20 protein-coding genes and 1 pseudogene are annotated in these 26,629 nt (G+C 64.6%); 13 read left to right on the plus strand and 8 right to left on the minus strand.

Annotated features, from left to right (window positions below; translation table 11 throughout):
* Window positions 1-73: 73 nt before the first annotated feature.
* From HLH45_RS15050 to HLH45_RS15065, 4 genes are all read right to left on the minus strand, one after another.
* Window positions 74-1,558, minus strand: coding sequence for an efflux transporter outer membrane subunit (locus HLH45_RS15050; protein WP_033478596.1), 1,485 nt, complete (start codon window positions 1,556-1,558; stop codon window positions 74-76).
* Window positions 1,555-4,647 carry an efflux RND transporter permease subunit gene (locus HLH45_RS15055; protein WP_008571964.1) on the minus strand — a complete coding sequence of 1,031 codons (3,093 nt, stop codon included), beginning with the start codon at window positions 4,645-4,647 and terminating at the stop codon, window positions 1,555-1,557. Before HLH45_RS15055 ends, HLH45_RS15050 begins: the two co-directional genes overlap by 4 nt.
* Window positions 4,640-5,755 (minus strand): efflux RND transporter periplasmic adaptor subunit, encoded by a 1,116-nt coding sequence (locus tag HLH45_RS15060; protein WP_046931942.1) that lies wholly within the window; start codon window positions 5,753-5,755, stop codon window positions 4,640-4,642. The genes HLH45_RS15055 and HLH45_RS15060 overlap by 8 nt, the downstream gene beginning before the upstream one ends.
* Before the next feature lie 487 nt (window positions 5,756-6,242).
* Window positions 6,243-8,978, minus strand: coding sequence for a S8 family serine peptidase (locus tag HLH45_RS15065; RefSeq protein WP_008571929.1), 2,736 nt, complete (start codon window positions 8,976-8,978; stop codon window positions 6,243-6,245).
* Between the two features lie 1,103 nt (window positions 8,979-10,081).
* On the opposite strand from HLH45_RS15065, the gene HLH45_RS15070 reads away from it, so the two are divergent.
* The 3 genes from HLH45_RS15070 (at window position 10,082) to HLH45_RS15080 (ending at window position 12,291) form a co-directional block, all read left to right on the plus strand.
* A complete protein-coding gene (locus tag HLH45_RS15070; RefSeq protein WP_008571932.1) occupies window positions 10,082-10,357 on the plus strand; it encodes a hypothetical protein in 276 nt (91 codons plus the stop codon).
* A gap of 196 nt (window positions 10,358-10,553) precedes the next feature.
* A complete protein-coding gene (locus HLH45_RS15075) occupies window positions 10,554-11,543 on the plus strand; it encodes a sensor histidine kinase (protein WP_223866276.1) in 990 nt (329 codons plus the stop codon).
* 139 nt (window positions 11,544-11,682) lie between these two features.
* Window positions 11,683-12,291, plus strand: coding sequence for a LytR/AlgR family response regulator transcription factor (locus tag HLH45_RS15080; protein WP_008571934.1), 609 nt, complete (start codon window positions 11,683-11,685; stop codon window positions 12,289-12,291).
* Window positions 12,292-12,435: 144 nt separating this feature from the next.
* Here HLH45_RS15080 and HLH45_RS15085 read toward each other — a convergent pair whose 3' ends face one another.
* Entirely contained in the window at window positions 12,436-13,809 is a 1,374-nt protein-coding gene (locus HLH45_RS15085) for a serine hydrolase domain-containing protein (RefSeq protein ID WP_008571935.1), read from the minus strand.
* Window positions 13,810-14,204: 395 nt separating this feature from the next.
* On the opposite strand from HLH45_RS15085, the gene HLH45_RS15090 reads away from it, so the two are divergent.
* The 3 genes from HLH45_RS15090 to HLH45_RS15100 all read left to right on the plus strand — a co-directional run bounded on the left by HLH45_RS15090 (window position 14,205) and on the right by HLH45_RS15100 (window position 17,208).
* A complete protein-coding gene (locus tag HLH45_RS15090) occupies window positions 14,205-14,621 on the plus strand; it encodes a hypothetical protein (RefSeq protein ID WP_011347345.1) in 417 nt (138 codons plus the stop codon).
* Window positions 14,618-15,931, plus strand: coding sequence for a PQQ-dependent sugar dehydrogenase (locus tag HLH45_RS15095; RefSeq protein ID WP_008571937.1), 1,314 nt, complete (start codon window positions 14,618-14,620; stop codon window positions 15,929-15,931). The genes HLH45_RS15090 and HLH45_RS15095 overlap by 4 nt, the downstream gene beginning before the upstream one ends.
* A gap of 242 nt (window positions 15,932-16,173) precedes the next feature.
* Window positions 16,174-17,208: a Gfo/Idh/MocA family protein gene (locus HLH45_RS15100; protein ID WP_008571938.1), complete on the plus strand. Its 1,035-nt coding sequence runs from the start codon at window positions 16,174-16,176 to the stop codon at window positions 17,206-17,208.
* A 316-nt stretch (window positions 17,209-17,524) separates the two neighbouring features.
* On the opposite strand, the gene HLH45_RS15105 is transcribed toward HLH45_RS15100, so the two are convergent.
* From HLH45_RS15105 to HLH45_RS15115, 3 genes and pseudogenes are all read right to left on the minus strand, one after another.
* Window positions 17,525-17,803, minus strand: a complete 279-nt coding sequence (locus HLH45_RS15105) for a hypothetical protein (RefSeq protein WP_008571939.1) — start codon at window positions 17,801-17,803, stop codon at window positions 17,525-17,527.
* Window positions 17,804-17,937: 134 nt separating this feature from the next.
* A pseudogene (locus HLH45_RS15110) lies at window positions 17,938-18,105 on the minus strand (DedA family protein); the annotation flags it as partial.
* A gap of 27 nt (window positions 18,106-18,132) precedes the next feature.
* Window positions 18,133-19,095 (minus strand): hypothetical protein, encoded by a 963-nt coding sequence (locus HLH45_RS15115; RefSeq protein ID WP_033478586.1) that lies wholly within the window; start codon window positions 19,093-19,095, stop codon window positions 18,133-18,135.
* A gap of 683 nt (window positions 19,096-19,778) precedes the next feature.
* Here HLH45_RS15115 and tssB point away from each other — a divergent pair.
* The 7 genes from tssB to tssG all read left to right on the plus strand — a co-directional run bounded on the left by tssB (window position 19,779) and on the right by tssG (window position 26,609).
* Window positions 19,779-20,285 carry a type VI secretion system contractile sheath small subunit gene (gene tssB, locus HLH45_RS15120; RefSeq protein ID WP_033478592.1) on the plus strand — a complete coding sequence of 169 codons (507 nt, stop codon included), beginning with the start codon at window positions 19,779-19,781 and terminating at the stop codon, window positions 20,283-20,285.
* Window positions 20,278-21,795 (plus strand): type VI secretion system contractile sheath large subunit, encoded by a 1,518-nt coding sequence (tssC, locus tag HLH45_RS15125; RefSeq protein WP_033478588.1) that lies wholly within the window; start codon window positions 20,278-20,280, stop codon window positions 21,793-21,795. Before tssB ends, tssC begins: the two co-directional genes overlap by 8 nt.
* 99 nt (window positions 21,796-21,894) lie before the next feature.
* The gene (locus tag HLH45_RS15130) at window positions 21,895-22,398 is read left to right on the plus strand and encodes an Hcp family type VI secretion system effector (protein ID WP_008571946.1); all 504 of its coding nucleotides are present in this window, start codon (window positions 21,895-21,897) and stop codon (window positions 22,396-22,398) included.
* Window positions 22,399-22,430: 32 nt separating this feature from the next.
* Entirely contained in the window at window positions 22,431-23,264 is an 834-nt protein-coding gene (locus HLH45_RS15135) for a type VI secretion system accessory protein TagJ (RefSeq protein ID WP_033478590.1), read from the plus strand.
* Window positions 23,252-23,755: a type VI secretion system baseplate subunit TssE gene (tssE, locus tag HLH45_RS15140; RefSeq protein ID WP_008571949.1), complete on the plus strand. Its 504-nt coding sequence runs from the start codon at window positions 23,252-23,254 to the stop codon at window positions 23,753-23,755. The genes HLH45_RS15135 and tssE overlap by 13 nt, the downstream gene beginning before the upstream one ends.
* A gap of 2 nt (window positions 23,756-23,757) precedes the next feature.
* On the plus strand, window positions 23,758-25,635 hold the full coding sequence (gene tssF, locus HLH45_RS15145) for a type VI secretion system baseplate subunit TssF (protein WP_008571950.1): 1,878 nt from the start codon (window positions 23,758-23,760) through the stop codon (window positions 25,633-25,635).
* Complete coding sequence (gene tssG, locus HLH45_RS15150; protein ID WP_008571951.1) at window positions 25,599-26,609, plus strand: type VI secretion system baseplate subunit TssG; 1,011 nt, start codon at window positions 25,599-25,601, stop codon at window positions 26,607-26,609. The genes tssF and tssG overlap by 37 nt, the downstream gene beginning before the upstream one ends.
* Window positions 26,610-26,629 lie beyond the last annotated feature (20 nt).

A 26,629-nucleotide genomic window follows, 5' to 3' on the forward strand; every position in this document is an offset into this window, starting at 1 on the left:
CATGCGCATGGCGGCGATTGTCTCAGCTGGCGGCGCCGCCGTTACACAACCGGCGCTGGCTGCGGTGCGTGATTCATGGAGCCGCGGGCTTGGGCGTCTGGGCCGCTGGCGACCACCACGGCCCGCCACCCAGGGCCTGATACAGCGCCACGGTGTCGGTGTAGCGGGCGGCTTGTGCCTGGACCGTGGCGGCCTGCGTGCTTTGGTAGGCCTGCTGCGCCTGCAGCAGATCCGCCATGCCCACCGCACCGACCGTCTGTTGACGTTGCGCCAGCGCCAGCGTGCGCTCCGCCAGGGCCTGCGCATCGGCACAGGCGCGCAGGCTCTGCGCATCGCTCTGCAGCGCGGTGAGCGCGTTGGAAACCTCGCCAAATGCGTTCAGCACCACGCTGCGGTATTGCGCCATGGCCTGCGCGTAGCCAGCTTCGGCCGCCCGTTGCTGATGCGCGAGCGCGCCGCCATGGAACAGCGGTTGCAGCAGGCTGCCGGCCACCGACCATTGCGTATTGCCGGCCGCGAACATGCGTCCGACACTGGATGCAGAGCCGCCGCCGGCCACACTCAAGGTAATGGATGGCAAGCGCGCAGCGGCCGCCACGCCGATCAACGCGCTGGCAGCATGCGCCTGCGCTTCGGCGGCGCGGATGTCCGGGCGGCGATCGACCAACCGCGAGGGCAGCGATAACGGCAATTGCGCCGGTAATTTCAGCGTGTCCAGCGTAAACGGCGCACCCGCAGCGTCGCCAGGCAACTGCCCGCCCAGAATCGCGAGCAGGGTCCGTTGCTGTTCCAGCTGTTTTTCCAGCCCCGGCACCGCGGCCTGTGCCTGTGCCAGCGCAGTGCGTTGGGCCAGCACCTGCGCTGCACCGAGCGCGCCAAGCGTCTGCTGGCGTTCGGTGAGCGTGCAGAGCTGCTCGGCGATGGCGACCTGCGCGCGCGCAGCCTCCAGTTGCGCGCGCACGGCCGCCTCGCCAATGGCCGCGTTCACCACGTTGGCGGTGAGGCTCAGGTACGCCGCATCGCGCTGATCGCGCTGGGCCTGTGCCTGCGCGCCGGCCGCTTCCACTTGCCGCCGCGTACCGCCAAAGACGTCCAGCGTGTAGCTGACGCTGAGTTGGGCGGTGCGTAGCGCATACGGTGTGTCGATGCCGGCATCTGGCGCCGGCACCACCGAATCGCGTTGCCGGCTGGCATCCACATGCAGATCCGCTTGCGGTAGCCAGGCGCCGCGTTGTGCGGCCAGCGTCTGCTGCGCCTGCCGGAGCGCTGCGTCGGCGGCCTGCAGGTCTGGATTGGCACGTAAGGCCCGCTCCACCACAGCATTGAGTTGCGGCGAGCCGAAGGCGCGCCACCAGGCGGCCGGCACGTCCTGCCCGGGCTCGAACTGCTGCGCACCACCATGTGCTGCGTCGGCGGCCACGGTCGTTGCCGGTAACGCATTGGCGGTATAGCGATCGGCAGCAGGTGGAGCGGGGCGCTGAAAGTCCGGTCCCACTGCGCAGGCGGCGAGCGATACCGCCACGGCACTGGCGAGCAATGCATTGCGAACGTCGGTCATGCGGTCGTCTCCGGGCGGCCCTGGCGCGTTGCGACGAAGGCTTCCATCAGGTAGTAAAGCGATGGCAACAACACCAAGGTGAGCACCGTGGCGGTGACCAAGCCGCCAACCACCACGGTGGCCAACGGGCGCTGCACATCGCTGCCCAGGCCAGTGGCGAGCATTGCCGGTGCCAGGCCAAGCGCTGCCACCGTCGCGGTCATCAGTACCGGACGCATGCGGCTCACCGCACCGGCCACCACCGCCTCGCGCAAGGACATGCCCACGTCCTGGCGCAGCCGGTTGATCTGCGCGAGCATCAGCACCGCGTTCAGGACCGCCACCCCGAACAGGGCGATGAAACCTACCGCGCTGGAGACATTGAGCGTCATCCCGCGCAGGTGCAATGCAGCCAACCCGCCGATCATGGCCAGCGGCACGGCGGCAAGCACCAATGTCGGCTGGCGCAGGTTGCCGAATGCGCCAAACAGCAGCACGAACATGATGCACAACGTGGTTGGCAGCACCACCAGCAAGCGCGCCTGGGCACGCTGCAGGTTCTCGAACTGGCCACCCCACACCAGCTGCATGTGCTGCGGGTCGAGGTGCACTTGCCGCGCGAGCGTGGCCTGCGCATCGCTCAGGAAACTGGACAGGTCGCGGCCGCGCACGTTGAGCCGCACGATGATGTTGCGCCGGCCCATCTCGCGCACGATCACGCTCTGGCCACTGGTGGTGGTGATGCTGGCCACCGCCGAGAGCGGTATCTCGGCGCCGGCAGCGGTGCGCAGGCGCAACGCGCCGATGGCCTGCGGATCGTTGCGATACCGTTGCGGAAAGCGCACGGTGAGGTCGTAGCTCTTCTCGCCGATGTACATCTGCCCGATCGGGTTGCCGCCGATGCCGGTGGAAATCAGATCCGACACATCGGCCGCATTGATGCCATAGCGTGCTGCCGCCGCGCGGTCGAAACGTACCTGCAGGTTGGGCAGGGGCGGCTCTACATCCACGGCGATGTCCGCAGCGCCCGGCACCTTGTGCAAGGTTGCAGCCACCTGGTCGGCAACGCCGCGAACCTGCTGCAGATCGTCGCCGAACACCTTCACGGTCAGATCGCTGTGCGCGCCGGAGAGCTTGTCCTGCACGCCGTCGATCATCGGCTGCATCATGCTCACCGTGTAACCGGGCATCCGTGCATAACGTGCGCCGAGCGCAGCGATCAATGCCTGCTTGTCCATGCCGGCCGGCCAGTCTTTGTAGGGACGCAGGCCAACGCTCGCTTCGATATGCGAAGGCGTCCAGTAGTCGGTGCCATCGTCGTTGCGCCCGGTCTGGGTCACCACGTACGAAACCTCGGGAAATTCCAGCGTGGCCTTGCGCAAGGCATTGGCCATGGTGGCGGCCTTGTCCAGAGTGATGCCTGGCGGCATCTGCACCTGCAGCCACAGCGATCCTTCGTCGATATACGGCAGGAAGTCGCGGCCGATGCTGCCCCCCAACACCGCCAGCACGCACAGGGCCAGCGCCGCGCAAGCCAGCAGCCAGCCGCGTCGGCCCACGCTGCGTTCCAGCAATGCGCGGTAGCGCTGTCCCAGTGTTTCCAGTACGCGGTTGTGCATCATCTTGCGCGGCTTGCGAAACGCCAGCCACGCCAGGCCAGGAATCAGTGTCAGCGCCACCAGCAGCGCACCGATCAAGGCCGCGCCCACCGCATAGGCCATCGGCGAAAACAGCTTGTATTCGATGCGTTCGAACGCCAGCAGCGGCAGGTACGCACAGCCGATCACGGCCATGCCGAAAAAGATCGGCCGCGCCACCTGCAGGGTGGCGTCGATCGCATCGCGCGCCGTCAATGCACGCTGGCTGTTTTCTTCGCGCAGGCGCAAGACGTTTTCCACCAGCACCACCGCGCCATCGACCAGGATGCCGAAGTCGATCGCGCCCAACGACAGCAGATTGGCCGGAATCTTGAGGTGGTGCATGAAGATGAAGGCGATCAGCAACGACAGCGGGATGGTCAGCGACACGATCGCCGCCGCACGCGGGCTACCCAGGAAGATCAACAGCACCACGCACACCAGCAGCATGCCTTCGGTCAGCGTGGCGCTCACCGTATGCAGCGTGGCGTCGATCAACGCGGTCCGATCCAGGTACGGCACCACCTTGACGTCCCTGGGCAGCACGCCGTTGTTGAGCTCCTCCACGGCGCTGTGGATGCCTTGCAAGGCCACCGACGGGTTGCTGTCCTTGAGCAGCAACGCGATGCCTTCGATCGTGTCCGGGTTGCCGTCCTTGCCCAGAATGCCGCGTCGCTCGACATTGTCGTAGCGCACCTGGCCCAGGTCCTTGACCAGGACCGGTACGCCATTGCTGCTGCTCACCACCACATTGCCGATGTCCTGCAACGAATGCAGCAGGCCGATGCCGCGGATCACGTAACTTTGTTCGCCACGATCCATCACGCTGCCGCCGCCATCGGCGTTGTTGCTGGTGATGGCGCTCTTGACCTGCTGCAACGACACCCCGTACCGGGTCAGGCGGTCCGGCTCCAGCGCCAGCGAAAACTGCGTGGTGAGGCCGCCGAAATTGGTCACATCGGCCACGCCTGGCACTTTCTGCAGGCGCGGAATCACCGTCCAGAATTGCAGGTCCGACAGCTCGCGCAGGCTGCGTGTTTTCGATTCCAGCGTATAGCGATAAATCTCGCCGGTGGGCGAGGTGTATGGGTCGAGCCCGGGAATTGCGCCATAGGGCAGGGTGACCGCCTGGATGCGTTCCAGCACACGCTGGCGCGCGAAGTAGCCTTCGGTCCCATCGTCGAAGACCAGCGTGATCAAGGAAAGGGCGAACAGGCTGCGCGAGCGCAACACATGCAGGCCGGGCGTGCCCATCAACGCACGTTCCAGCGGCACGGTGATCTGCTGTTCCACTTCTTCTGCACCCAGGCCCGGGACCTGCGTGACCACCTGCGAGGTGACATCGGCGATGTCCGGGTAAGCCTCCACCGGCAGCTGCGTCCAGCTCCATGTGCCGTATAACGCAATGAGTACGAAGACCAGCCAGACGATGCCGCGACGCTGGAAGCAGGTGGTGATGATCGCCTCAATCATTGAGCAAGGCTCCGTCCTTGATCACCACACGCTCGCCGGCCTTCAAGCCGGACAGGATTTCGGTATAGCCCTCCATTGCGCGGCCGGTGGCCACGATGCGCGAGCGATAAGCGAACGGCGCGGTTTCGACAAACACCCGCGTGTACAGTCCCATCTGCAAGAGCGCGCTATCGGGCACCACCAATGCCTGCTGCGGGCGCGACTGGAAGTGGGCGCGCGCAAACATGCCCGGCTTGAGCAGGCCGTCGCGGTTATTCAGGGCCACCCTGACTTTCAACGTGCGGGTGGCGGGGTCGAGCAAATCGTCCAGGTGTTGCACGTGGCCGACGAAGCGTTGGCCAGGATAGGCATCCAGGCTGGCAGTGACCGGCTGACCTTCGAAGACCTGGCCAATCTCGCGTTCCGGCACGCTGGCGGTGAGCCACACCTGCGAGATATCGGCCACCGTCATCAGTGACGCCGACGTGTCGTTCCAGAAGCCGCCCAGCGCAGCGCTCAGCTCCGCCACGCGGCCGGCAATGGGCGCACGCACGACATAGCGCCGGTGCGATCTCGCCTGCGTAGCCACACCCAGCTGGGCCAGGCGATCGCTGGCCGCCCGTGCATCGTTCTGCGCGCTGTCGAAGGCCTGCTGCGCCGCCTGCAGATCGCGTGCAGCGGAAATGCTGTCCGCTGCCAGCGCCTTCTGCCGGGCCAGTTCCAGGCGCGCCTGTTCCAGCGTGGCGCGCGTCTTGCCGGCATCGCTGTAGGCACTGGCGAGTTCGGCAGAATCCAGCACGCACAGCACATCGCCCGCATGCACGGTGTCGCCCAGGGTCTTGGGCAGTGCGACCACGCGCCCGGCCAACGGCGGCACGACGCGCACCAGGCGCTCGGGCAGCACGTCGATCACCGCCGGCATCTGCAGCAGCGGGGCGATGGGTTGGCTGCGCACCGCCTGCACGCGCAGGCTGGCACGCAGGGGCGAGTGCGCCGGCACCATCACCTGCGTGTTGGTGTGGATCAGCAGCGGCGAGGGAGCAGCCGGCGGCGGCGTGGCTCCGCAGCCGGCCAGCAAGCTGCACACACAGGCAGCTGCCAGCGTAGAACGCAGGAAGGGGGACGACATGCGATGACTCGTACGGGGAGAGGGAAGGCGTTGCACCCGCAGCCTGCGATGCGCGAACGCAGGCCGCGGTTGCATCGGCGATGGATCTACGCGCGCTGCCGGCAGCGGCGTACATCGGCATCGCCTGGCACCCATGGCGCATCGCCACAGGTGTGAGTTGCGCGCCAGCCATCCGGGCCGGCGCAGTTGCAACGCGTGCTGCAGCCGCGTCGATGGCGTGCATGGTGCCAGCCGTCAGCGCGCGAAACCAGGGGTTTTCGGGCGTTTTCGCCAGTCCATGGACATCGCATCGATATACTTTCGTATCGTCTGCGCGGGGCCGGCACGCAAGACGCCGTGTCAGCCAAGCGCTTGGCGGTTTCGCCATTGGCACGCGGCCGTCAACGAAAAGGCCCCGGACATGCCGGGGCCTTCTTTTATCTGTCACGCAGCAGTGTGCGTGACATCGTCACGTGCATCGCCTGCAGCACCGCTGCATCGGCTGCAATCAGAACTGCCAGCGCAGACCGATGTTGGCGTTGATGCTGTTGGTGTCCGAACGAGCGCGCTCGGCACCCACGTTGCCGTAGATGGAGAACGCATCGTTGAGCTGGTAACGCAGGCCAACCGAGGCGCGCAGCGACTGCTTGGACACCGGCTCGCCGGCGACAGTGAAACGCGCTTCCGGCAGGCCGGTGAACCACGCCGAGAAGTCGGCATCCGGGTTGCCCAGCAGCGAGCGATACGCCACCAGACCATCGAAGCTCCAGTTGCCGCGCGCCAGATGGCCACGCACACCCACCTCGCCGTACCCTGCGCGCAGGGTGTCGCTGTTCGCGCTCAGGCCCAGGCCCGTCACCGAGGCTTCGCTGAAGGCATCCTGGGTCTGGCTCACCACACCGGCGGCCACGAACGGCGACAACCCGGCATGCGGCATCAGGCCGATTTCCGCGCGCGCCGACCAGTTGGTGTCGTGGCGACGGTCCTGCAAGCGCTCGCCGATGCTGCCGGCCTGCACGTTGCGTTCGGTCTGGACGTTGCTCATGCCGTACGAACCGATCGCCGACAGATACGCCTGGCCGATCGGCTGGTACAGGTACGCGGTCATCGCATACCGGTCCGAGCGCAGACGGCTCGAAGACGCGGCGATGTGCGCACGGTCCTGACCGGAGGTCACGGCCGCACCGACGATGGTGCCGCCGCTGCCCATCGGCAGATCCACGCCGAAGGTGGTGGCCTGCTGGGTGTAATCGGCCGAAGCGAAACCGCTACGGCCCAGATTGCCGTCCAGGTAGCTGCCCTGCATCCAGGTGGTCAACGTGGTGGTGTCGGCCAGGTAGGGCAGGCGGTCGGCGGCCACACGTGCGTCGTTGAGCGCGGACTGGAAGCCCAGCGTGCGCTCGATGCCGTGTACCTGGCCGGTCAGGGTCGGCAGCGACGCGGCAACCTGCGCATCGGATGCTGCAATCAGCGAACCGGTGGCGCTGATCAGGCCACCCAGGTTGTCGGTGTCGCCCGAGGCGACCCGGGTATCGAGCACCTTGACCAGCGCGTCGGCCTGGTTGGCACCGTTGACCACCGACTGCGGTGCACCGGCCGCCTGTGCGCTGGCCGCGGAGGCATTGCGGGTCAGGGTTGCGGTGACGGTGGTCGGGTCGTAGGACAGTGCCGCGGTCCAGAAGAAATTGTTGGCGTACTGCACGCGGTCGAACGTGCCTTGCAGGACGCCGGCCTTGACGATCTTCTCGGTGCTGCCGACGGTGTAACCGGCCGCTTCCGGTAGCAACAGCAGATTGCCCTTCAAGCTGGCCCGGCCGGTGACGGTGAGGCCCCTGCCCAACTCGAGCGCGGTGGTGCCGGTGTTGTTGACCAGGCTGTAGTTGCCGTTGATCACACCGCCGCGCGATTCGAACGTGGCCGAGTTCAACACGATCACATCCGAACGCAGGCTGCCGGACAGTGTGAGCACGCCGTCGCTAATGCTGGTGCCGCCGGTATAGCTGTTATTGCCGCTCAGGGTGAGCTTGCCGGCCCCGTTCTTGGTCAGGCTGCCCGCGCCGGAGATGTCGTTGCTGAAGGTGCTGTCGTAGCCAGCGGTCACATTGGCCGCCCAGTTGCTTGCGAACTGGCCCGGGCCCTTGATCGCCTTGGCCGCATTGACCAGGCCCCAGCCGTACAGCGCGTCCACGCCCGGGTCGCCCAGGTCGGTGGCGGTGGTCAGCAGGGTTTGCTGCAGGTTGGAAGCGCTCATCCACGGATACACGCCCAGCACCTGCGCGGCGACACCGCTGACGGCGGCGGTGGAGAACGAGGTGCCGGCAATCTGGCCCTGCAATTCGGTGCCGGCCAGGGCCGGGGCGGTGTAGCTGCCCGGCGCGACCAGGCACCACTGCGCGGCGGCGCCGCAGTGATTGGAATAGCTGGTCAAGCCGGCGGCGTTGCCGGCGCTATCGATGTTGATCGCACCGACGGCCAGCCAGTTGTTGCGCACACTGGCTTCCTGCACCGGCGTTGCCGCCGGGTAGGAAGCTTCTGCCGCGCCTTCATTGCCGGTGGATGCCACGATCAGCGCATCGGCCTGCACCAACGGGGTCAGTGCGTATTTCCAGGCCAGCGCAGCGTTGGCACTGGAGGCGGCATCGGGGTAGGAGGCACCGATGGAGAGATTGGCGATCCGCACGCCAGCCGCGGCCAGGTCCACCGCCGCACGACGGGTCTGCTGCGTGCCGCAGGAATTTTCGGCGCAGATGCGCGCATAGAACAGGTCTGCATCCGGCGCGACACCACCGGCGAAGCCGTCCTGCGCGGAGCCCAGCACCAGCGCAGACACAATCGTTCCGTGGCCGCGCAAGGCATTGGCCGACGACTCGGGCGTGCCTGGGCTGGCGGTGTAATCGTTGAAGCTGTCGACCTTGCCGCTGATCGGTGCGTAGCTGGGCACCAGGTTGTCGTCCAGCACGGCCAGCTTCACGCCCTGGCCCCGCGCGCCCGCCTGCTGCGCCAGATCCGCGTTGGTCGGCACCAGCAGATTGCTGCCCACGCCCTGATAGCGTGGCGGGGCCGGCGTCGGCGCGGGCGTGGTCTTGGGCAGCGGGTCCGCTGCCGGCGGCGGGGTCGTCGGTGTCGGCGCGATCACCGTGGTCTGCGGTGCGTCGCTACGCACGTTGCCGCCACCGCCACCGCCGCCACAGGCGGTCAGGACGAGGCAGGAGGCGATGGTGGTTGCCAGTAGCGAGCGATTCATTGGTTGGTCGGTTCCAGTTATTGAGTGCGCCGCTACTGCTGGTGATTCAAATTTGGCGCAGAAGGACCCCGCGCCGGCGATCGCCAGCGAAGGCATTAATTTCACGCGTTATTCATTTCTCGACCGCTGCGCCTCTTCCCCACGAGTGCGCCCGCGGAGCATCTGAAAAATACGTTTCGTATTACTCAGTGCTTGCGAGATTGTTTAACGGCGCTATCTGAGATCTCTGAAATCTGAATGGACAGTTGCTATTCAGAGAAAAATCGCCTAAATAGGATTTGCCGATTTAATCCATAGCCAAAACGAATTAGAGGCGCATAGCAGGTGAGCCTGCAGATTATTGTCGGAGCGTACTCAACAATAATGCGTCACAAATCTCGCGGGGCGACAATCCTAAATGCGACTGCGTTCTTCGTGAATCAGGGAATCGCATCCGCCTTGTCGGTGAAATCACTACGCTGGGTAGCGAATTCAAGCGCGAGTTAGCGGATCTAACGGGCTCTAGCGCAGGGCGTTCGTGGCCGGACTGATACGGGCAAAATTATACTAATTTGCTCATTCACTCTTGCCGATTCGTCGAATATATTTACGGGAATATAATAAGCAAGGTCAGGCGCAAACCCCCATTGTGCGTAATCCAGCACTTCAGGTGGGTCAAATTCACCAGTTCGCCACCTTGCTTGAACACCGGGCAGCAATTTCGAATAAATCTCGCAGCCTCAGGTCGTTGATCTTTCAGACGGGGGCGCAGCTGAATGGCGCGTGTTTTTTTCCTGTGTGTGGATTTAAATTCCGACACGCGCAGCTGCATTCCCCGACGGCAGGCCGGGTCAAACGCCAGCGATGACGCTTACCGTCATGGGCGGGAAGCGCATCGCCTGCCGCTGCGCGGCTGCGTCCGGTGTCGCCGTTCGGCGCACGCTGGTGGCCAGGTTCTGCCAGGCCCCATCGCGGTTCCACATCACACAAGGCCGATCGCCGCGCAACACCACCTGTGCGGGCGACAGGTTTGGCGATGCTCGCTGCAGCGCAGACTGCGGTCGCGTAAACGGTTCAAGGTGTGCTGCTGCCGCGCTGACCGATCGTCGCTATGCTCGCTGGGGATGAGCACCACATCGCCCGAGGATCTGCTGACGATGGAAGGCACGCTGCATGGCATTGCCTATGCCGTGGTGGCCCGTCAGCTAGAGCGCCAGCGCGTGGTACTGGACACCTTGCAGGTAGGCGGGCAGTCGGTGCCGTTGACGGGCTCTCCCACCTTCGGTTCGCTGCAGGCTGCAGTGGACATCGGCAGCAAACTGGCCCGGCAATACATCGGCGAACTGCTGAAGAAGCAAACGCGCCCGCGCTCGACCCCGCCCGGCAACGCACAGGGCTAGCGCGCAGACGCCAGCACACGGCCACTGCGTTGTCGCCCGGTGCGATCAGCGATGCAGCGAGAAAGCATCGGCGGTCATCCACATCGTGCAATCGCCTTCACTCGGCCCTATTCTCTGCCCGGGCATCGGTGGCAACGCGTCGCTGGCATGCCGGACGGAGATGAGGCTGCGTGACAGAGGCAAGGAAAGACCCGGCATGCGCGGAGTAGGGCGCATGTTCTGGCTGATGCAGGCATTGGGCTGGTCGCTGTTCCTGGCGATTGCCTACGTGGCTCGGCCTAGCGAGGAAGCGGTGCCCGATGGGCTGCAGTTGGCCGCAGTGGCTGGCTTCAGCGTGGGCGGGTTGCTGGGCAGCCTGCTGCTGCGCCGGCTCTATCGAACACTGCAAGCCGATGGCTACGGCGAAGTGCGTTGGCTGGGCCTGTTGCTGGTCGCCAGCCTGCTGGCGGCGCTGGGCGTGGATGTGGCGGTCCACGGCTTACTGCTGGGCTTGCGCGGCTTCTCCCCGGGGTTGATGGCGCTGTCCGAGGCGCAGCCGATGATCGCGGGCACGGCCCTGCTATGGCCGGCCTACATTGCCTGGAGCCTGCTCTACCTGTCGATCAGCAGACAGACGCGGCTAGCCGAAGCGACTCGCCACCAGAACGATCTGCGGCTGGCGCTCAAGGAGGCGCAGTTGCAACGTCTGCTCGGCCATATCAGCCCGCATTTCACCTTCAACACGCTCAACAATATTCGAGCGCTCATCCTCATCGATCCAGAGCTGGCACGCGAACAGATCACCCGCTTCGCCAGCACGCTGCGCTACCAGTTCACCGGCGGCGAAGAAGCCCTGGTGACCGTGGACGAAGAAATGGCGGTCGTGCGCGACTATCTGGGCTTGGTCGGCATGCAACTCGGCAAGCGCCTGCGCTATGCCGAACACGTGGATGCAGCCGCATTGCTGCGACGGGTACCACGATTCTGCGTGCAGCTGCTGGTGGAAAACGCGATCAAGCACGGTCTGGGGCTCAGCAGCAGCGTCGGCGATCTGCAGGTAGGCATTGCCGTGCAGGATGATGCGCTGCATATCCATGTGCGTAACAGCGGGCAATTGCAAGCCGGCGGCAGCGGCGGCACGGGCCTGGCGAACCTGCGGCAACGCCTGCAACTCTCGTTCGGATCATGCCGGCCTGCAATTACATGAAGAAGGCACGTGTGTGGTGGCACATGTATGGATTGGAGAGGGCGCGTGATTGAAGCGGTGATCGTGGAAGATTCGGAGCTGGCCCGCTTCGAACTGGAGCATCAGCTCAAGGGTTACCCGCAGCTGCGTGTGCTGGGCCATGCCGATGATGTGGACAGTGCAGCAGTTGATCGAATCGGCTACGCCGGACGTGGTCTTTCTGGATATCGACCTTCCCGGTGGCAACGCGTTCGATGTGCTGGAGCGCCTGAGTCGGGTACCGCGCATCATCTTCACCACCGCCTTCGACGCGCATGCGCTCAAGGCGTTCGGCTACAACACGGTGGACTACCTGCTCAAGCCAATCGAACCGCAGCGGCTTGCCCAGGCGATCGAGAAACTAGGCGACGCGGTTGCCGCCCCACCGGTGCGGCGTGCGATGGACAGCGCCATCTTCATCAAGGACGGCGAGCACTGCTTCCTGGTCAAGCCGCGCGATGTGCGGTTGATCGAGGCGGTCGGCAACTACAGCCGGGTGTACTTCCAGAACCACGCGCCACTGCTGTATCGGCCGCTCGGGGCGATTGAAACGCAGCTGGCGCCGGACAAATTCTTCCGCGCCAGCCGCAAGTACATCGTCAATCTGGACTTCGTGGAGCAGGTTGCACCGTGGAGCAACGGCGGCCTGATGCTGACCCTGCGCGGTGGGCTGGAAGTGGAAGTGTCCCGCCGCCAGAGCGCACGCTTCAGAGAGCTGCTCAGCCTTTAGCTTTCGGCGGTTTCTGGGTGGCTGGCAACGTGGGGGCAATTTGCCAGATCAGTGCCGATGGCGCACGCGAGCCACGGGGCATGCGTGTGGCATATGCCCACTCTGTGCACCGATTCCGCCGGAGGGCAGCCGCGCAGCCGCTTGTCAGTTGTCCCCGGTCGGTTCGCGGGTGCCGCTGCTGTCACCCATCAAGCGATCGTGCATGGTCATGACTGCGTTGCCATTGCCGTCGTTGTTGAAGCTCAACGCATCCAGGCTCTCGTCCAGGTAGTAACGGCCGTCGGCATGCGGCAGCACGGCAACCGGGTCTTCTCCCTCGCGCTGCAGTTGCAGCGCGCCGTCCACTTCCGCAAGCACGCGTACATCATCTGCAGCAAAGCGATAACGGCCCAGCCATGCGCGGTCCTGGCTGCGCAGCGCGACCGTCGCCGCATAGGCATGCCCGGCGGCGATGGCGGCCAGACGCACGCTCAGGTTGGTCGGATCCAGGAACTCGGCATTGGTCAACACGGTCACGAAGACGTCCGGCTGCGTCACCCGCACCACATAGCTGTTGAAGCCGTTGATGAAGCCGCCATGCTCCACGTCGGCCATGCCGTTTACCTGGCCGATGATCCAGCCGAAGCCGTAGGGCGAGGCGCTGCCATCGGCCAACGTGGTCGTGCGCATCGCCTGCGCCAGCAGCGATGCCGACACCGGCAAGCCGTCGCGCAATGCGCGGTGCCAGATCGCCAGATCGTCCACCGTGCTGATCAGACCGCCCGCGCCTTGCGGCTGCGACATGCTGATGAAGTCGGCGTTCTGCAACTGGCCCTGAGCGCGGCGATAGCCGTGCGCGCGTTTGGCGATCACGGTGAGATGGTCATCGTAGCGGGTATGCAGCATGCCCAGCGGCTGGAACAGCGACTGCTGCATATAGACCGGGTAGGGCTGAGCGGTGATGCGTTCGATCAGATAGGTCAGCACGATGTAGTTGGAGTTGCTGTAGCGAAAGCGCGTGCCCGCAGCAAACTCCAGCGGCAGGTCCTTGAAATAGTTCATCAGGCTCCGCGCATCGGTGTCTTCCCGTCGCGCGGCGCGCGAGGCAGCGATGCTGCTGACATTCTTGATGCCGGAGGTATGCGTGAGCAGTTGCTGCACGGTGACCTTGGCGAGCGGGCCGCTCAGCGCCGGGTCCACTGACTCCAGGCAGGTATCCAGTTGCAGCTTGCCCGCCTGCACCAGTTGCAGTACCGCCATGGCGGTGAACTGCTTGCTGACCGAAGCCAGCCGCATTGCCGCGTCCGGTTGCATGGCCACGCCATTTTCGATGTCCGCCATGCCGTAGGCCCGGCGCAGCAGCACCTGATCGCCGCGCGTCACCAGCACCACGCCGCCCGGCTGGCTGTCCTTGAAAAACGCAGCGGCCTCGCGCGCCAATTCGGCCGTGGCTGACGCCGGCGGTGTGGTTCCCGTCGCGCGGGCCGTGCCGGCCATGCTCAGCGCGGTAGCCAGCAGCATCATCGCAATTGTCTTCATACACCTGCTCCTTCAGTGGATGGAGCGCAGCTTGGAAGCGGAGCCGTGCATCGCCCAGCGATGCATGACGTGCGGTCGAGACAGGCATCGAACGGTCGACGGAGCGGATGAGCGGGAGCCGTAAGTGACGGTCTGCGCTGCACGTGGCCCGGCATCGCGTGGGGTCAGGGCGTGGGCGCTATGGACATGCGGTGGCACTTCCCAGGCAGCCCGGCAGCAGGCTGCCCAGGCATCGAACGCGACAATAGATGCAGCCTGCGTGCGTTCGAAAGGCACTAGGCAGCGCCAGCTTCGGTTATCTGCACGGGCACGAATTGCGCGAATATCACGCTGCTCATCACATGCAAGCTGTCAGCATCGGGGCACGTTTCGCCATTGCCCCCAATGAGTCCGCTATGAATTCAACGACCGTTCCGGCCCGTCCATGGGCCGTCCACCCGTTCCACGCAGCCGTGCTCGGCGGTGTGTGGCCGCTGTTTCTCGGCGCCTTGCTCAGCGATTACGCCTACTGGAGCAGCTACCAGATCCAGTGGAGCAACTTCGCATCCTGGCTGCTGGTAGGCGCGATGGTGTTGACCACGATTGCGCTGGTGTGCGCCATCGTCGCGTTGGTGCGCGGAAGCCGTAACCTGATCTACATCATTGCGCTCATTGCTACGTGGATCGTGGGCTTTTTCGACGCCTTGCATCATGCCCGCGACGCATGGGCCGTCATGCCGGCAGCCCTGGCGCTGTCTGCGATTGCGACGTTGTTCGCATTGGTTGCGACCTGGGCAGGATTGTCCGGTCTGCGCGTAGGAGGTGCACGATGAAGCGTCAGACCACCAGTCTCATCACCGTCTCCATTCTTGCTGCAGCGCTGGCCGCATGCGGCAAGGCACCGGAGGTCAGTCAGCGCGGCGCAACCCCGGAACTGCCGGAGCCGGATCGCGGCTTGCTGCCCGACATGAAGATTGCCGAGCCAACCGCCTGGAACGAGCGCAAGCCCACCGTGCCGGCAGGCTATCGCATCACCGCGATCGCCAAGGATCTTGGCATTCCGCGCCAGACACTGGTGCTGCCCAATGGCGACATCCTGGTGGCAGAAGGCCGTGGTGGCGGCGCGCCAAACCTCAAGCCAAAGGATGTCATTGCCGGCGCGATCAAGGCCAAGGGCACCTCCAAGGCCAAGAGCGGCAATCGCCTGACCTTGTTGCGCGATGCTGATGGCGATGGCACCTACGAACTGAAAACGGTGTTTGCCGACAAACTCAACGCGCCCTACGGGCTGGCGCTGATTGGCGAGGCGCTGTACGTAGCGAACCAGGATGCGTTGGTACGCTTCGAGTATCGGCAGGGCCAGACCCAGGCGAGCGGGGCGCCCACCAAGGTGACCGACCTGCCGTCGGCCATCAATCATCATTGGACCAAGGCGCTCACAGCCAGCGCGGATGGCCGCTATCTGTATGTGGCCATCGGCTCCAACAGCAACATCACCGAACGTGGCATGGCCGTCGAGCTCGACCGTGCGCAGATCTGGCAGGTGGATGCCGCAACCGGCGCGCACAAACCGTACGCGACCGGTATCCGCAATCCCACGGCGCTGGCCATCCAGCCGGGTAGCGGTGCGTTGTGGGCAGTGGTCAACGAGCGCGATGAAATCGGCCCCAACCTGGTGCCGGACTACCTCACCTCGGTACGCGAAGGCGGTTTCTACGGTTGGCCTTACAGCTATTGGGGCAAGAACGTGGACGCGCGCGTCATGCCGCAAGATCCGCAGAAGGTGGCATCGGCGATCGTGCCGGACTATGCCCTGGGTTCGCATGTCGCCGCACTTGGCGTTGCGTTTTCTTCCAGCGCAATGGGCGCCAAGTTCGCCGATGGCGTCTTCGTCGGCGAGCACGGTAGCTGGAACCGAAATCCGCCGGTTGGCTACAAGGTCGTGTTCGTGCCGTTCCGCAACGGTCGACCAGCAGGCGACCCAATCGACTTCGTGTCCGGCTTCCATGGCGAAGATGGCAAGACCCGCGGCCGGCCGGTGGGTGTCACGGTCGATCCGCGTGGTGCATTGATCGTTGCCGATGATCTGGCCAACATCGTCTGGCGCGTCACACCAGACGCCGCGGCCGCTGCGCCCCAGTAGGCAGGACCAGCCGCGCAGTGACGATCCCGGTGTTGCAGCTCCGGTATCGTCGCTGCAGTCGGCGATGCTGATTGCTGCTTCCAATGGGGCGCGATGTCGATTGCGTGCACTGTCATGCCATGAAGACTTCGCGCTCACTCAGGTGTCGATGCCCTGCAAGCGACGCATCCTGGGGAGCATCGTCGTTGACATCGTCGGCGCTTTGCTAGCATCACCACACCATCGATGCAGAGCACATCCTCATGCTACCGACCACATTCCCGACGCCGGACCTGTTCTTGCCAGGCCAGGGCGAACCGGCATTGCGCTGGGGCGTGCTGGGTCCCGGCAAGATCGCATCCGCATTCGTCGATGCCTTGCGTCGCAATACGCGCCAATGTCCATTCGCGGTGGCCTCGCGCAGCCGCGAACGTGCCCAGACGTTCGCCGAAACCTGGGCGATGGAACACGCCTGTGACAGCTATGAGGCGCTCGTCCATCACCCGGACGTCGACATCGTCTACATTGCGACCCCACACAGCGAACATCTGGAACATGGCCTGCTCGCACTTCGTGCGGGCAAGCATGTCCTGATCGAAAAGCCCATGACCACCTTCGCGCAGGACGCCCGCATCCTGGTGCAGGAAGCGCGTGCGCGCGGACTGTTCCTGATGGAGGCCATGTGGAGCCGTTATCTTCCACACACCTCGGTGGTGCGCAAGCTATTGGCCGATGGAGCGCTGGGCGATGTCCGCCACGTGTTCGCAGACCTGAGTCAGTCGGGGCCTCGCGATCCACTGCATCGGCAACGCAATGCTTCACTCGGGGGCGGGGCGTTGCTCGACCTGGGCGTCTATACCGTGCAGTTCTCCTCGATGGTGTTGGGCGCACCTAGCGCAATCACGGCCGTGGGCGCGCTCACCCAGACCGGCGTCGATGCCTATTCGACCGTGGTGCTGTCGCATGGCGGGCACGCGCAATCCACCCTGGTCAGTTCCATCGTGGCCCGTAGCAGCTCCACCGCCTATGTCACCGGTAGCGCCGGCCGCATCGATCTGGCAGGCGATTTCCATAACCCGACCACGCTGCGTCTGGTCGGCAACGGCGACGCCATCGAACCGTTGCTCTGGACCGACCCCACCGGTGTTGACGGCTATCGCGCGCTCTCCTGGCAAGCCACTGCAGCTGCTCGCTACATCGGCCAGGGATTGATGGAATCGCCGCTGCATCCGCTCGACGAAGTCATTCAGATCATGACGACTTTGGACGTGGCGCGCTCGCAGCTAGGGATGGTGTAGGACCGCGTCACCCGGTACGACGCGCGGGCAGGGCGGCCATCCATCCAGGAAGAATCTGCTTTTGGAGGACTGCAGGCAGAGGATCGCAGCACGTACCTCTGGCCAATGGCCGCGCATTCCCTGCACGCAAGCATTGGCCATTCAGCCAAGAAAAGTGTAGAACGGCCTGTGATTGTCCTGGTGGCGACGAGAAAGCGTCTGGCGCATGTCACGCATTTCAAGATCATGAAAAAGGCGCCCCCACCAACGCAGGGGCGCCAGTCCAGTTGCACGTTGCAGTGAGTCAATATTGCGGTGCAAGCAAATGAAACCGGACTTACTGCGGCAGATCGCACTTGAGTTTGCCGTCGACGTAATACGGCTTGGGAACATCCGGATTCTTGCTGGTCTTCTCGAACACCACTTCAAACGAGCCGAGATCTGGCGTGCCGTTGCGCGATGTGCAGGCGTCCTGCAATTTCTTCTTCACCGCCGCGATGCCTGCATCGCGATTGGCGCCTTCGGCGCTGTTGGTCAGGTTGGCAACTTCGGCGTAGGCCATCGAGCTTAGCCCCATCAGGCAACCAGCCAGGATCATCGTCTGTAGCTGCTTCATACAATCTCCTTTGTCGTGTCGCTCATGCGCTGCAGCTACCCTGCAGCGCCGACAGCATAGGCGGTTCGCGTTAAGCGCTCGTGGGCACTGGAATCTGGCGCTTTCGGGTCAGCAGCATCAGCAACGGCAGGCAGTCATCGCGCAACCGCAAGCGTCGCCCATGCAACCACGGCATAGCGTGCGGTCTTGGCAATGACCAGCAGAGGCACCACCGCACGCAGCGACTCGCGCATGACCCCAGCGGCGAGCGTGAACGGGTCGCCGATGACCGGCATCCAGCTCAGCAGCAGCGGCCATTTGCCATCTCCTAAGTTAGATGGGTCAAAGCCTCACGGCCGCTCTAACTTCATGAGGAGCGCATTTGCCTCGGCCATGCGCGCTTGGACCGATGTCGAGGCGAGTGGGTCGAACCGCGCAACGACATTGCCGGAGCTGTCGCGTATCCAGATCGTTAATCCGACACCGAAACTCTGCGATAGCTCGCGCCAGGCGATAAGCTCCGCAAAGTCTTCGCCTGCCGAAGCGGTGGAGTACAACGACACAAATGGAGATTCGGCCAGAGCCCGATAAAGCATCGGTGCCTGTGACAGGGGCTGAGCTGGTTTGCGCCGGTAGACGGAGGACGCAAGCGGGCCGCGATCGAGTGGAGCGGCCAAGCTGCGGTAGTCGGTCCATATCTCGCGGAAAGGGCCGCCGTCGGCGGTGATCTTCAAGGTGCTGTCGACGACGTGAGTTGCTTCGTGCAGCAGCAGATACTCCAGAGCAGGAACCGCACCTGCATCCAGTTGAATGCGATATCCCGACGCGTCTGTAGTGAAGAGGCGGGCATCCTTGCCGGTCAGAAAGTCGCTGAGCGAGGTATCGAGGACATCTCCACGCACGGTAATCTCGAAGAGCGGTTTGCCATCGGCGCCGTCGTACTCGCGTGTCAATGCCGTACCCGGGCTCCAGGGCGCATCAACGAAGCTCAGTCGCGCCAGACGCTGTTGCAGGATCTGACGGTGCAACGCAGGCAATGCGTCAATCGCGCGTTCGACCAAGGCCCACTCGCGGTCGCTTAGCTGATGCGCCTGTGCGCGCTGATCGGTACCAGAGAAGGCGTTCAGGCTGTCTTCGTGTGCAGGCTGGACCCGCGCGCGCAAGGACGTGCTGGACAGATCGACGTCCGCCTTCGGTGGCGTACCCGAGACCGGCGAGGGTGCGCCAGCCCAACCGACATTCGCACACATCAATAAAGACGCCAACAGGCAACCTGCCAATGGGCCAGACGTGTAGTTCGGCAAATCAGACATGAGAGGCACCCGACAGAGACGGTGTTGCATCCGTATGTAGCGGACAAGTGATGTAGTGCCCGTGGATCGTAGCCTAGGCGGCACGAGGTGAGGTCGTATGGCACCTATGCACGCATCCGATTGAAGCTATCTGCCCCGCAATAGTGCACTGATCATCTTGATGCCCAGTTCCATGTCCGCGTGCCTGCATGCAGGCAAGCGGACATTGCGCAGCGTGATCAGCGTCTTCGCCGCCATGCCATGACGCATGCTCGCATCGTGCCGCCTGCTCGCACGGTCCAACCATGGCGCGTGCCACGCGTGTCCATCTCGGAAATATGCCAGCGATTCGCTGTGCGCAAGATCCGACTCCCATCGAAGGCTGCGCGGACTGCGATTACCTGAACGAATGCGTGGCCGTGGGGATTGCCTCGCCGCTTGACGCAATGGGCAGCGGCTAGCCAGCGATTGGATGCCGCACGGAAGAAGCCAGCGCATTCGAGTGCTCCGCCGGCGTGCGCTGTGGTTGTCATTGGATCCTGCGGGAAAGCCCATCACGCACACCCATACCTGCCATCCCGGCGTTCGATTTCATTCCGCCGACGGCAACGCACACGATGCACATCCGGTGCAAGGGATACGCCTTTGCCACACGGCCGCTGCAACCGCAGCGTCCAGCAACCACGCAGATCATCGGAGGCCGCATGTCCGTTCGCAGCAGCAGTCAGAAGTTCATTGCCAGGAATCGCGCGCCTCGCGTGCAGATCGAATACGACGTCGAGATCTACGGCTCGCAGAAGAAGGTGCAGGTTCCGTTCGTCATGGGTGTGTTGTCGGACCTGTCCGGCGCCAATACAGAAAACCTGCCGGCGCTGGAAGCACGCGATGCAGTGGAAATCGATATCGACAATTTCGACAGCCGGCTGCGTGCCATGCAACCGCGGGTGGCAATGAGCGTTTCCAACACCCTCACCGGCAGCGGCGAATTACCTGTCGATATCACCTTCGACAGCCTGGACGATTTTTCGCCCACCGCCGTGGTGAAAAAGGTGGCACCGCTGGCCGAGCTGCTGGAAGCGCGTACCCAACTGGCCAATCTGGGCACGTATCTCGACGGAAAGGCCGGCGCCGAGCGCTTGATCGCCGATGCGATCAAGGATCCCACCTTGCTGCGCTCGCTGGTCGCGGCCCCCAAGTCGACGGATGAGTAACCCCATGGCGACCCAGAATTCTTCCGCTACCCAAGACCTTGCCGATGCCCAGCCGCTAACCAGTCAATCCGACGACTTTGCGGCGCTGCTGACCCGCGAATTCCGTCCACGCAGCGAACGCGCCGGCGAAGAAGTGCGGTTGGCTGTGCGCACCCTGGCCGAACAGGTGCTGGAACGCAGCGACATCATCAGCGACGACCTCGCGCAGACCATCAATGCGTATGTTGCCGAGATCGACCGCAAGATCACCGAGCAACTCAACCTCATCCTGCACGCACCGCAGTTCCAGGCGCTGGAGGGTGCATGGCGCGGCCTGCATTATCTGGTGAGCAATACCGAATCGGACACGCAGTTGAAGATCCGCGTGCTCAACGTGTCCAAGAAGGAGCTCGCCAAGAACCTCAAGCGCTTCAAGGGCACCGCCTGGGACCAAAGCCCGGTGTTCAAGAAGATCTACGAAGCCGAGTATGGTCAGCTGGGTGGCGAACCGTATGGCTGCCTGATCGGCGATTACCACTTCGACCACAGCCCGCAGGATGTCGACACGTTGCGCGGCATCAGCCAGATTGCGGCCGCTTCGCATGCGCCCTTCATCGCCGCTGCGGGTCCCGGACTGATGGGGATGGAAAGCTGGAGCGAGCTCTCCAACCCGCGCGATCTGGCCAAGATTTTTTCCACCCCCGATTACGCGGCATGGCGGTCGTTGCGCCAGAGCGAGGATGCCAAATACCTGGCGCTGGCCATGCCACGCACGCTGGCACGGCTGCCGTACGGCGCCAAGACCGATCCGGTGGAAGCGTTCGACTTCGAAGAAGACACTCAGGGCGCCGATTCGTCGCGCTACACCTGGCAAAACGCAGCCTACGCAATGGCGGTCAACATCAACCGCTCATTCAAGCAGTACGGTTGGTGCACGCGCATTCGCGGCGTGGAGTCGGGTGGGGCGGTGGAAGGCCTGCCGACGCATACCTTCCCGGCCGACGATGGCGGTGTGGACATGAAGTGCCCGACCGAGGTCGCCATCACCGACCGCCGTTCGGCGGAACTGGACAAGATGGGCCTGATGCCGCTGGTGCATCGCAAGAACACCGACATGGCCGCCTTCATCGGTGCACAGTCGCTGGGCAAGCCCGAGGAGTACGACGACCCGGATGCCACCGCCAACGCAGCGCTGAGCGCACGGCTGCCGTATATGTTCGCCTGCTGCCGTTTCGCCCACTACCTCAAGTGCATCGTGCGCGACAAGATCGGCTCGTTCAGCACGCGCCAGCAAATGCAGAGCTGGTTGACCGATTGGGTGATGAACTACGTCGACGGCGACCCGGCCAATTCCAGCGAAGAAACCAAGGCACGCAAGCCCTTGGCCGCCGCCGAAGTGGTGGTCGAAGAGGTCGAGGGTAACCCCGGTTACTACACCTCCAAATTCTACCTGCGCCCGCATTACCAGCTCGAAGGCCTGACGGTATCGCTACGCCTGGTCTCGCGCTTGCCATCGGCGCAAGCCGCCTGACCGCTTTCAGGCTTGGCTTTCAACACTAACGACCTGCGGCTGGCATAGCCGCCGGGTCGGCTCTCCCTTTCCTGCACCACCCACCACTGGAGAAGTTCCATGGCTTTCGATATGCATCTCAAATTCGGCTCGGGCGACGTCGAGATCAAGGGCGCGTCCAACCATTCCAAGCACAAGGACGAAGTGCCGATCATTGCCTGGTCGTGGGGTACCAGCAACACCGGCAACCTGCACACCGGCGCTGGCTATGCGGCCGGCGGCAAGGCCAACGTGCAGGATATTTCCGTCACCAAGTACGTCGACAGCTGCTCCAACGCCTTGCTCAATGCCTGCTGCACGGGTGCGCGTGTGGATTCGGCCACGCTGTACGTGACCAACGCCACCGGCGAGCAGACCGACTACGTCACCATCGAGCTGAGCGAGGGCGTGATGATCACCTCGGTGTCCACCGGCGGCAGCGGTGGCGAAGATCGTCTGACCGAAAACGTGACGCTGCATTTCGGCAAGTTCAAGTACTCGTTCCAGCCGCAGGACGACAAGGGCAAGAAGCAGGGCGGCACCAAGGACTTCACCTTCAACATGCAGGAAGTGAAGAAGTCCTGAGCCAACGCAGTCCGACCGGAGCGCCAATGTCGATGTCCATCATCCATCCCGAACATGCCTGCGCCCGCCTGATCAAGGCAGACAATCCCGAGGCCTCGTTGGCGACCGCCAAGGAGTGGGTGCGGCAATGCCCGGCCGATGCCCAAGCGCGCATCGGCTTGTTCCAGCTGCTGGCCGTGGTGGGCGACTGGGAGCGGGCGCGGCAGCAGTTGCTGCTGGCGGCAGACCTGGATCAGGCCTGGATCGGCGTGGCTGGCGCGTATGCGCGCATCCTCGACGCCGAACTTGAGCGCGAGCAGGTGCTGGCCGGTCGGATGATGCCACTGATGCCTGGTCAGGTACCGCAGTGGCAACACGATCTGCTGCAGGCATTGCAACACGATCGCGACGGCGAGCCAGCGCAGGCCGCACGACGGCGTGCGCTGGCGCTGACTCAAGCCGATGCCATCGCGGGGCACGTCGATGGCGAACGTTTCGACTGGTTGGCGGACGCCGATCCACGGTTTGGGCCTTGCCTGGAGGTCATCCTCGAAGCGGGCTACGCCTGGCTGCCGTTCGCCCAACTGCGCAGCCTGCGTTTCGAGGTGCCTGGCAGTCTGCGCGACATGCTGTGGCAATCGGTGGAAATTCAATGGCGCGACGGCACGCACAGCCGTGGCGTGGTGCCTTGTCGTTACCCCGGCAGCCACCACAGCGACGACGGCGCGATCCGTCTCGGCAAGCGCACCACCTGGCAGGGCGAAGACCTGTCTGCCTGCGGTCTGGGGCAACGCCTGCTGGCCGGCAGCGAAGACGACTACCCCTTGCTCGATATTCGCCATATTGCATTCGACACCGCCGCGGTGGCAGCGCCATGGCCGAACTGACCCAACAAGAGCGGCTGCAGCCCTCGCTGCTGGACCGTTTGATCGACGACCGTCGGCATGAGCTGGCCGAGAGCCGCGACGCGCGCGCGATCGGTCCGGCCAAGCTGCGCGACTGCGTCATGCGCGACCTGACCTGGTTGCTCAACTGCACCCGCCATTGGCATGAGGACGCGCTGCAAGCGTATCCGCATGTCGCCACCTCGGTGCTCAATTACGGCATTCCCGATCTGGCCGGCGCGCGCCTGGCCGGACTGGACGTGGTCGAGCTGCAGAACCGCATCCACGCCGCCATCGTGGCGTTCGAGCCGCGGCTCGCTGCGGCCAGCCTGCAGGTCACCGCCAAGGTCGATACCGGGCGCATGGACCGCATGTCGCTGTCCTTCGTCATCGACTCCGAACTCTGGGCGCAGCCATTGCCATTGGCGCTGTATCTGCGCACCGATCTCGACCTGGAAACCGGTCGCTTCAGTCTGTCGTCCGGAGCGCACTGAGCATGGATCCGCGTCTGCTCCACCACTACAACCGCGAGTTGCAGCATGTGCGCGAGATGGGCGCGGAGTTCGCGCAGGCGTATCCGAAGGTGGCCGGCCGGCTCGGCATGAGCGGTATCGAGTGCGCCGACCCGTATGTCGAACGCCTGCTGGAAGGGTTCGCGTTTCTGTCCGCGCGCGTGCAACTCGAATTGGAGGCACAGCAACCGGTATTCGCCCAGCACCTGATGGACATGCTGTATCCGCACTTCCTGTCGCCGGTGCCGTCGATGGCCGTGGTGGAGCTGCAACCGGAGCAGGGCGAGGGCATCGGTCCGGCGGGGCATCTTGTGCCGCGTGGCAGCGCGCTGCGCTCGTTGATCGGGCACGGCGACCGCACGGCCTGCGAGTATCGTACGGCGCATGCGGTGACGCTGTGGCCGCTGCGTCTGACCGCCGCCAGCTACCTGGCCTCGCCGGCGGCGCTGGCCACGCTTGGCGTGCCGGTCGAGTCGCGCGCGCGCGCCGGCCTGCGGTTGGTTTTCACTGTGAATGCCGGGCTGCGTCTGGACATGCTGGCGCTGGACACACTGCCGATCTTCATCACCGGCGCCGACGGACTGGCCGGCAGCCTCTATGAGCAACTGCATGCCAATGCGTTGGGATTCGTGGTGCGTGCCCGCGCCGCGGATGGGCAGGTGCTCAGTCGCAACTTCGGCCCCGAGCATCTGCAGCCACAGGGCTTCGACGATGAGCAGGCATTGCTGCCGCGCAGTGAGCGCTCCTTCAGCGGCTATCGTCTGTTGCAGGAATACTTCGCCTGCCCGGAGCGCTTCCTGTTCGCCGCCTTCGATGGCCTGGCACAGGTGCTGCCGCGCGCGGCCTGCACCGAGTTCGAGATTGTGGTGTGGTTCGATCGTGCCGTCGAACGGCTCGACAATGCCGTGGATGCGAGCAATTTCCGCCTGCATTGCACCCCGGCCATCAACCTGTTCCCCAGGCGCGGCGATCGCATCCATCTGCAGCCCGGCATCTGCGAGCATCATGTGCTGGCCGACCGCACGCGGCCGATGGACTTCGAGATCCATGGCGTGGAGCAGGTCGAGGGCTTCGGCGATGGCAATACGCCGATGCAGCGTTTCGAGCCGTTCTATGGCGCGCAGCCGCGTAGCTGGCATGAGCGGCGCTCGGCGTTTTATGCGCTGCGGCGTCAGCCGCGGCGGCTGTCGACCGGGCAACGCCGCACCGGGCCGCGCTCGAGCTACGTCGGCAGCGAAGTGTTCCTGTCGCTGGTCGATGGCGATCAGGCGCCGTATCCGCATCAGCTGCGGCAATTGGGCATGCAGCTGTGGTGCAGCAACCGCGATCTGCCGCTGCATATGCCGGTGGGCAAATCCAGCACCGACTTCGTGCTGGACGATGGCGGCCCGGTGGCGGCGATCCGCTGCGTGGCCGGTCCAACGCGACCGCGCTCGGGCGTGACCGCCGGCGATACCCGCTGGCGCCTGATCAGCCATCTTCAGTTGAACTATCTCTCGCTGCTGGAGGCCGGCGACGACGGCGCCACCGCAGTGCGCGAGATGCTCACGCTCTACCACGACCCGCACGATGCCGCGGCGCGGCGCCAGGTCGAGGGCGTGCGCCGCATTGCCTCACGCCCGATCGTGCGCCGCATTCCGGTGCCGGGCCCGGCCACCTATGGCCGCGGGCTGGAGATCACCTTGACCTGCGACGACGCCGCGTTCGAAGGGCAGGGCGTCTACCTGCTCGCCTCGGTGCTGCGGCATGTCTTCGCCCGCCAGGCATCGCTGAATTCCTTTACCGAAACCGTGCTGTGCACGCTCGAACGTAACGAGGTCGTCCGATGGCCAGCCCATCTCGGCAATCGGCCGATCCTCTAGCGTTGCTGGCGCACCTGGAGGCGCAGCCGCAGGACTTCGAGTTGTTCGAAGCGTTGCGGCGGCTGGAGTGCGAGCATCCGGCGCAACCGCGTCTGGGCCAGGCAGCACGGCCGTTGGAGGAGCCGGTGCGCTTGGGGCAGCGCGCCTCGCTGGAGTTCCCGCCGCGCGATATCGACAGCCTGCAACCGGGCCCGGACGGTCTTCCGCCGACGCTGCGGACGCTGGCCTTGGGTTTGTTCGGCCCGCATGGCGCGCTGCCGCTGCATCTGACCGAACACGCGATCGAACGCGAAGGGGCTGGTGACCCGACCTTCGCCGCCTTCGCCGACATCTTCCACCACCGCATGATCGCGCTGTGGTACCGCGCCTGGGCCGATGCGCGCCCGACCGTGCAGATGGATCGTCCGGGCGAGGACCGCTTTGGCGCGCGGCTGGATGCGCTGACCGGCGTGGACCAACCCGCGCTGCGCGGCCGCGATGCGATGCCGTTGGCCGCACGCCGGCACTTCGCTGGCCGCTTCGTCGCCCAGGCACGCAATGCCGAAGGCCTGCGTGCGGTGCTGATCGGCCTGTTCGATGTCGCCGTGCAGGTGCAGGAATTCGTTGCCAACTGGTTGCCGTTACCCGAAGAAGGACGGCTGCGGATGGGACGTGCTGCTGCGCGCATGGGGCGTGACGCCACGCTCGGCGCATCGGCGCGCAACGCCCAACACCGCTTTCGCCTGCGGATCGGTCCCTTGGAGATCGCCCGTTACCGCGAGTTCCTGCCGGGCGGCCAGGCCCTGGAAGTACTGACCGCCGCAGTACGCGGCTACGTCGGCGACGAGCAGGCCTGGGACCTGCAATTGGTGCTGGCGCGCGAAGACGTCCCGCTGCCGCTGATGGGGCAGGGCCAGCGCATCGGCCTGTCGCTCTGGCTCGGCCACTATCGCCGCCCGCGCGATGCCGACCAGCTTGTACTCGCACCGTCCTGATCGACCTCTGTATCCACTTT

Source organism: Xanthomonas euvesicatoria (assembly GCF_013112235.1).
In the GTDB taxonomy this organism is placed as follows: domain Bacteria; phylum Pseudomonadota; class Gammaproteobacteria; order Xanthomonadales; family Xanthomonadaceae; genus Xanthomonas; species Xanthomonas euvesicatoria.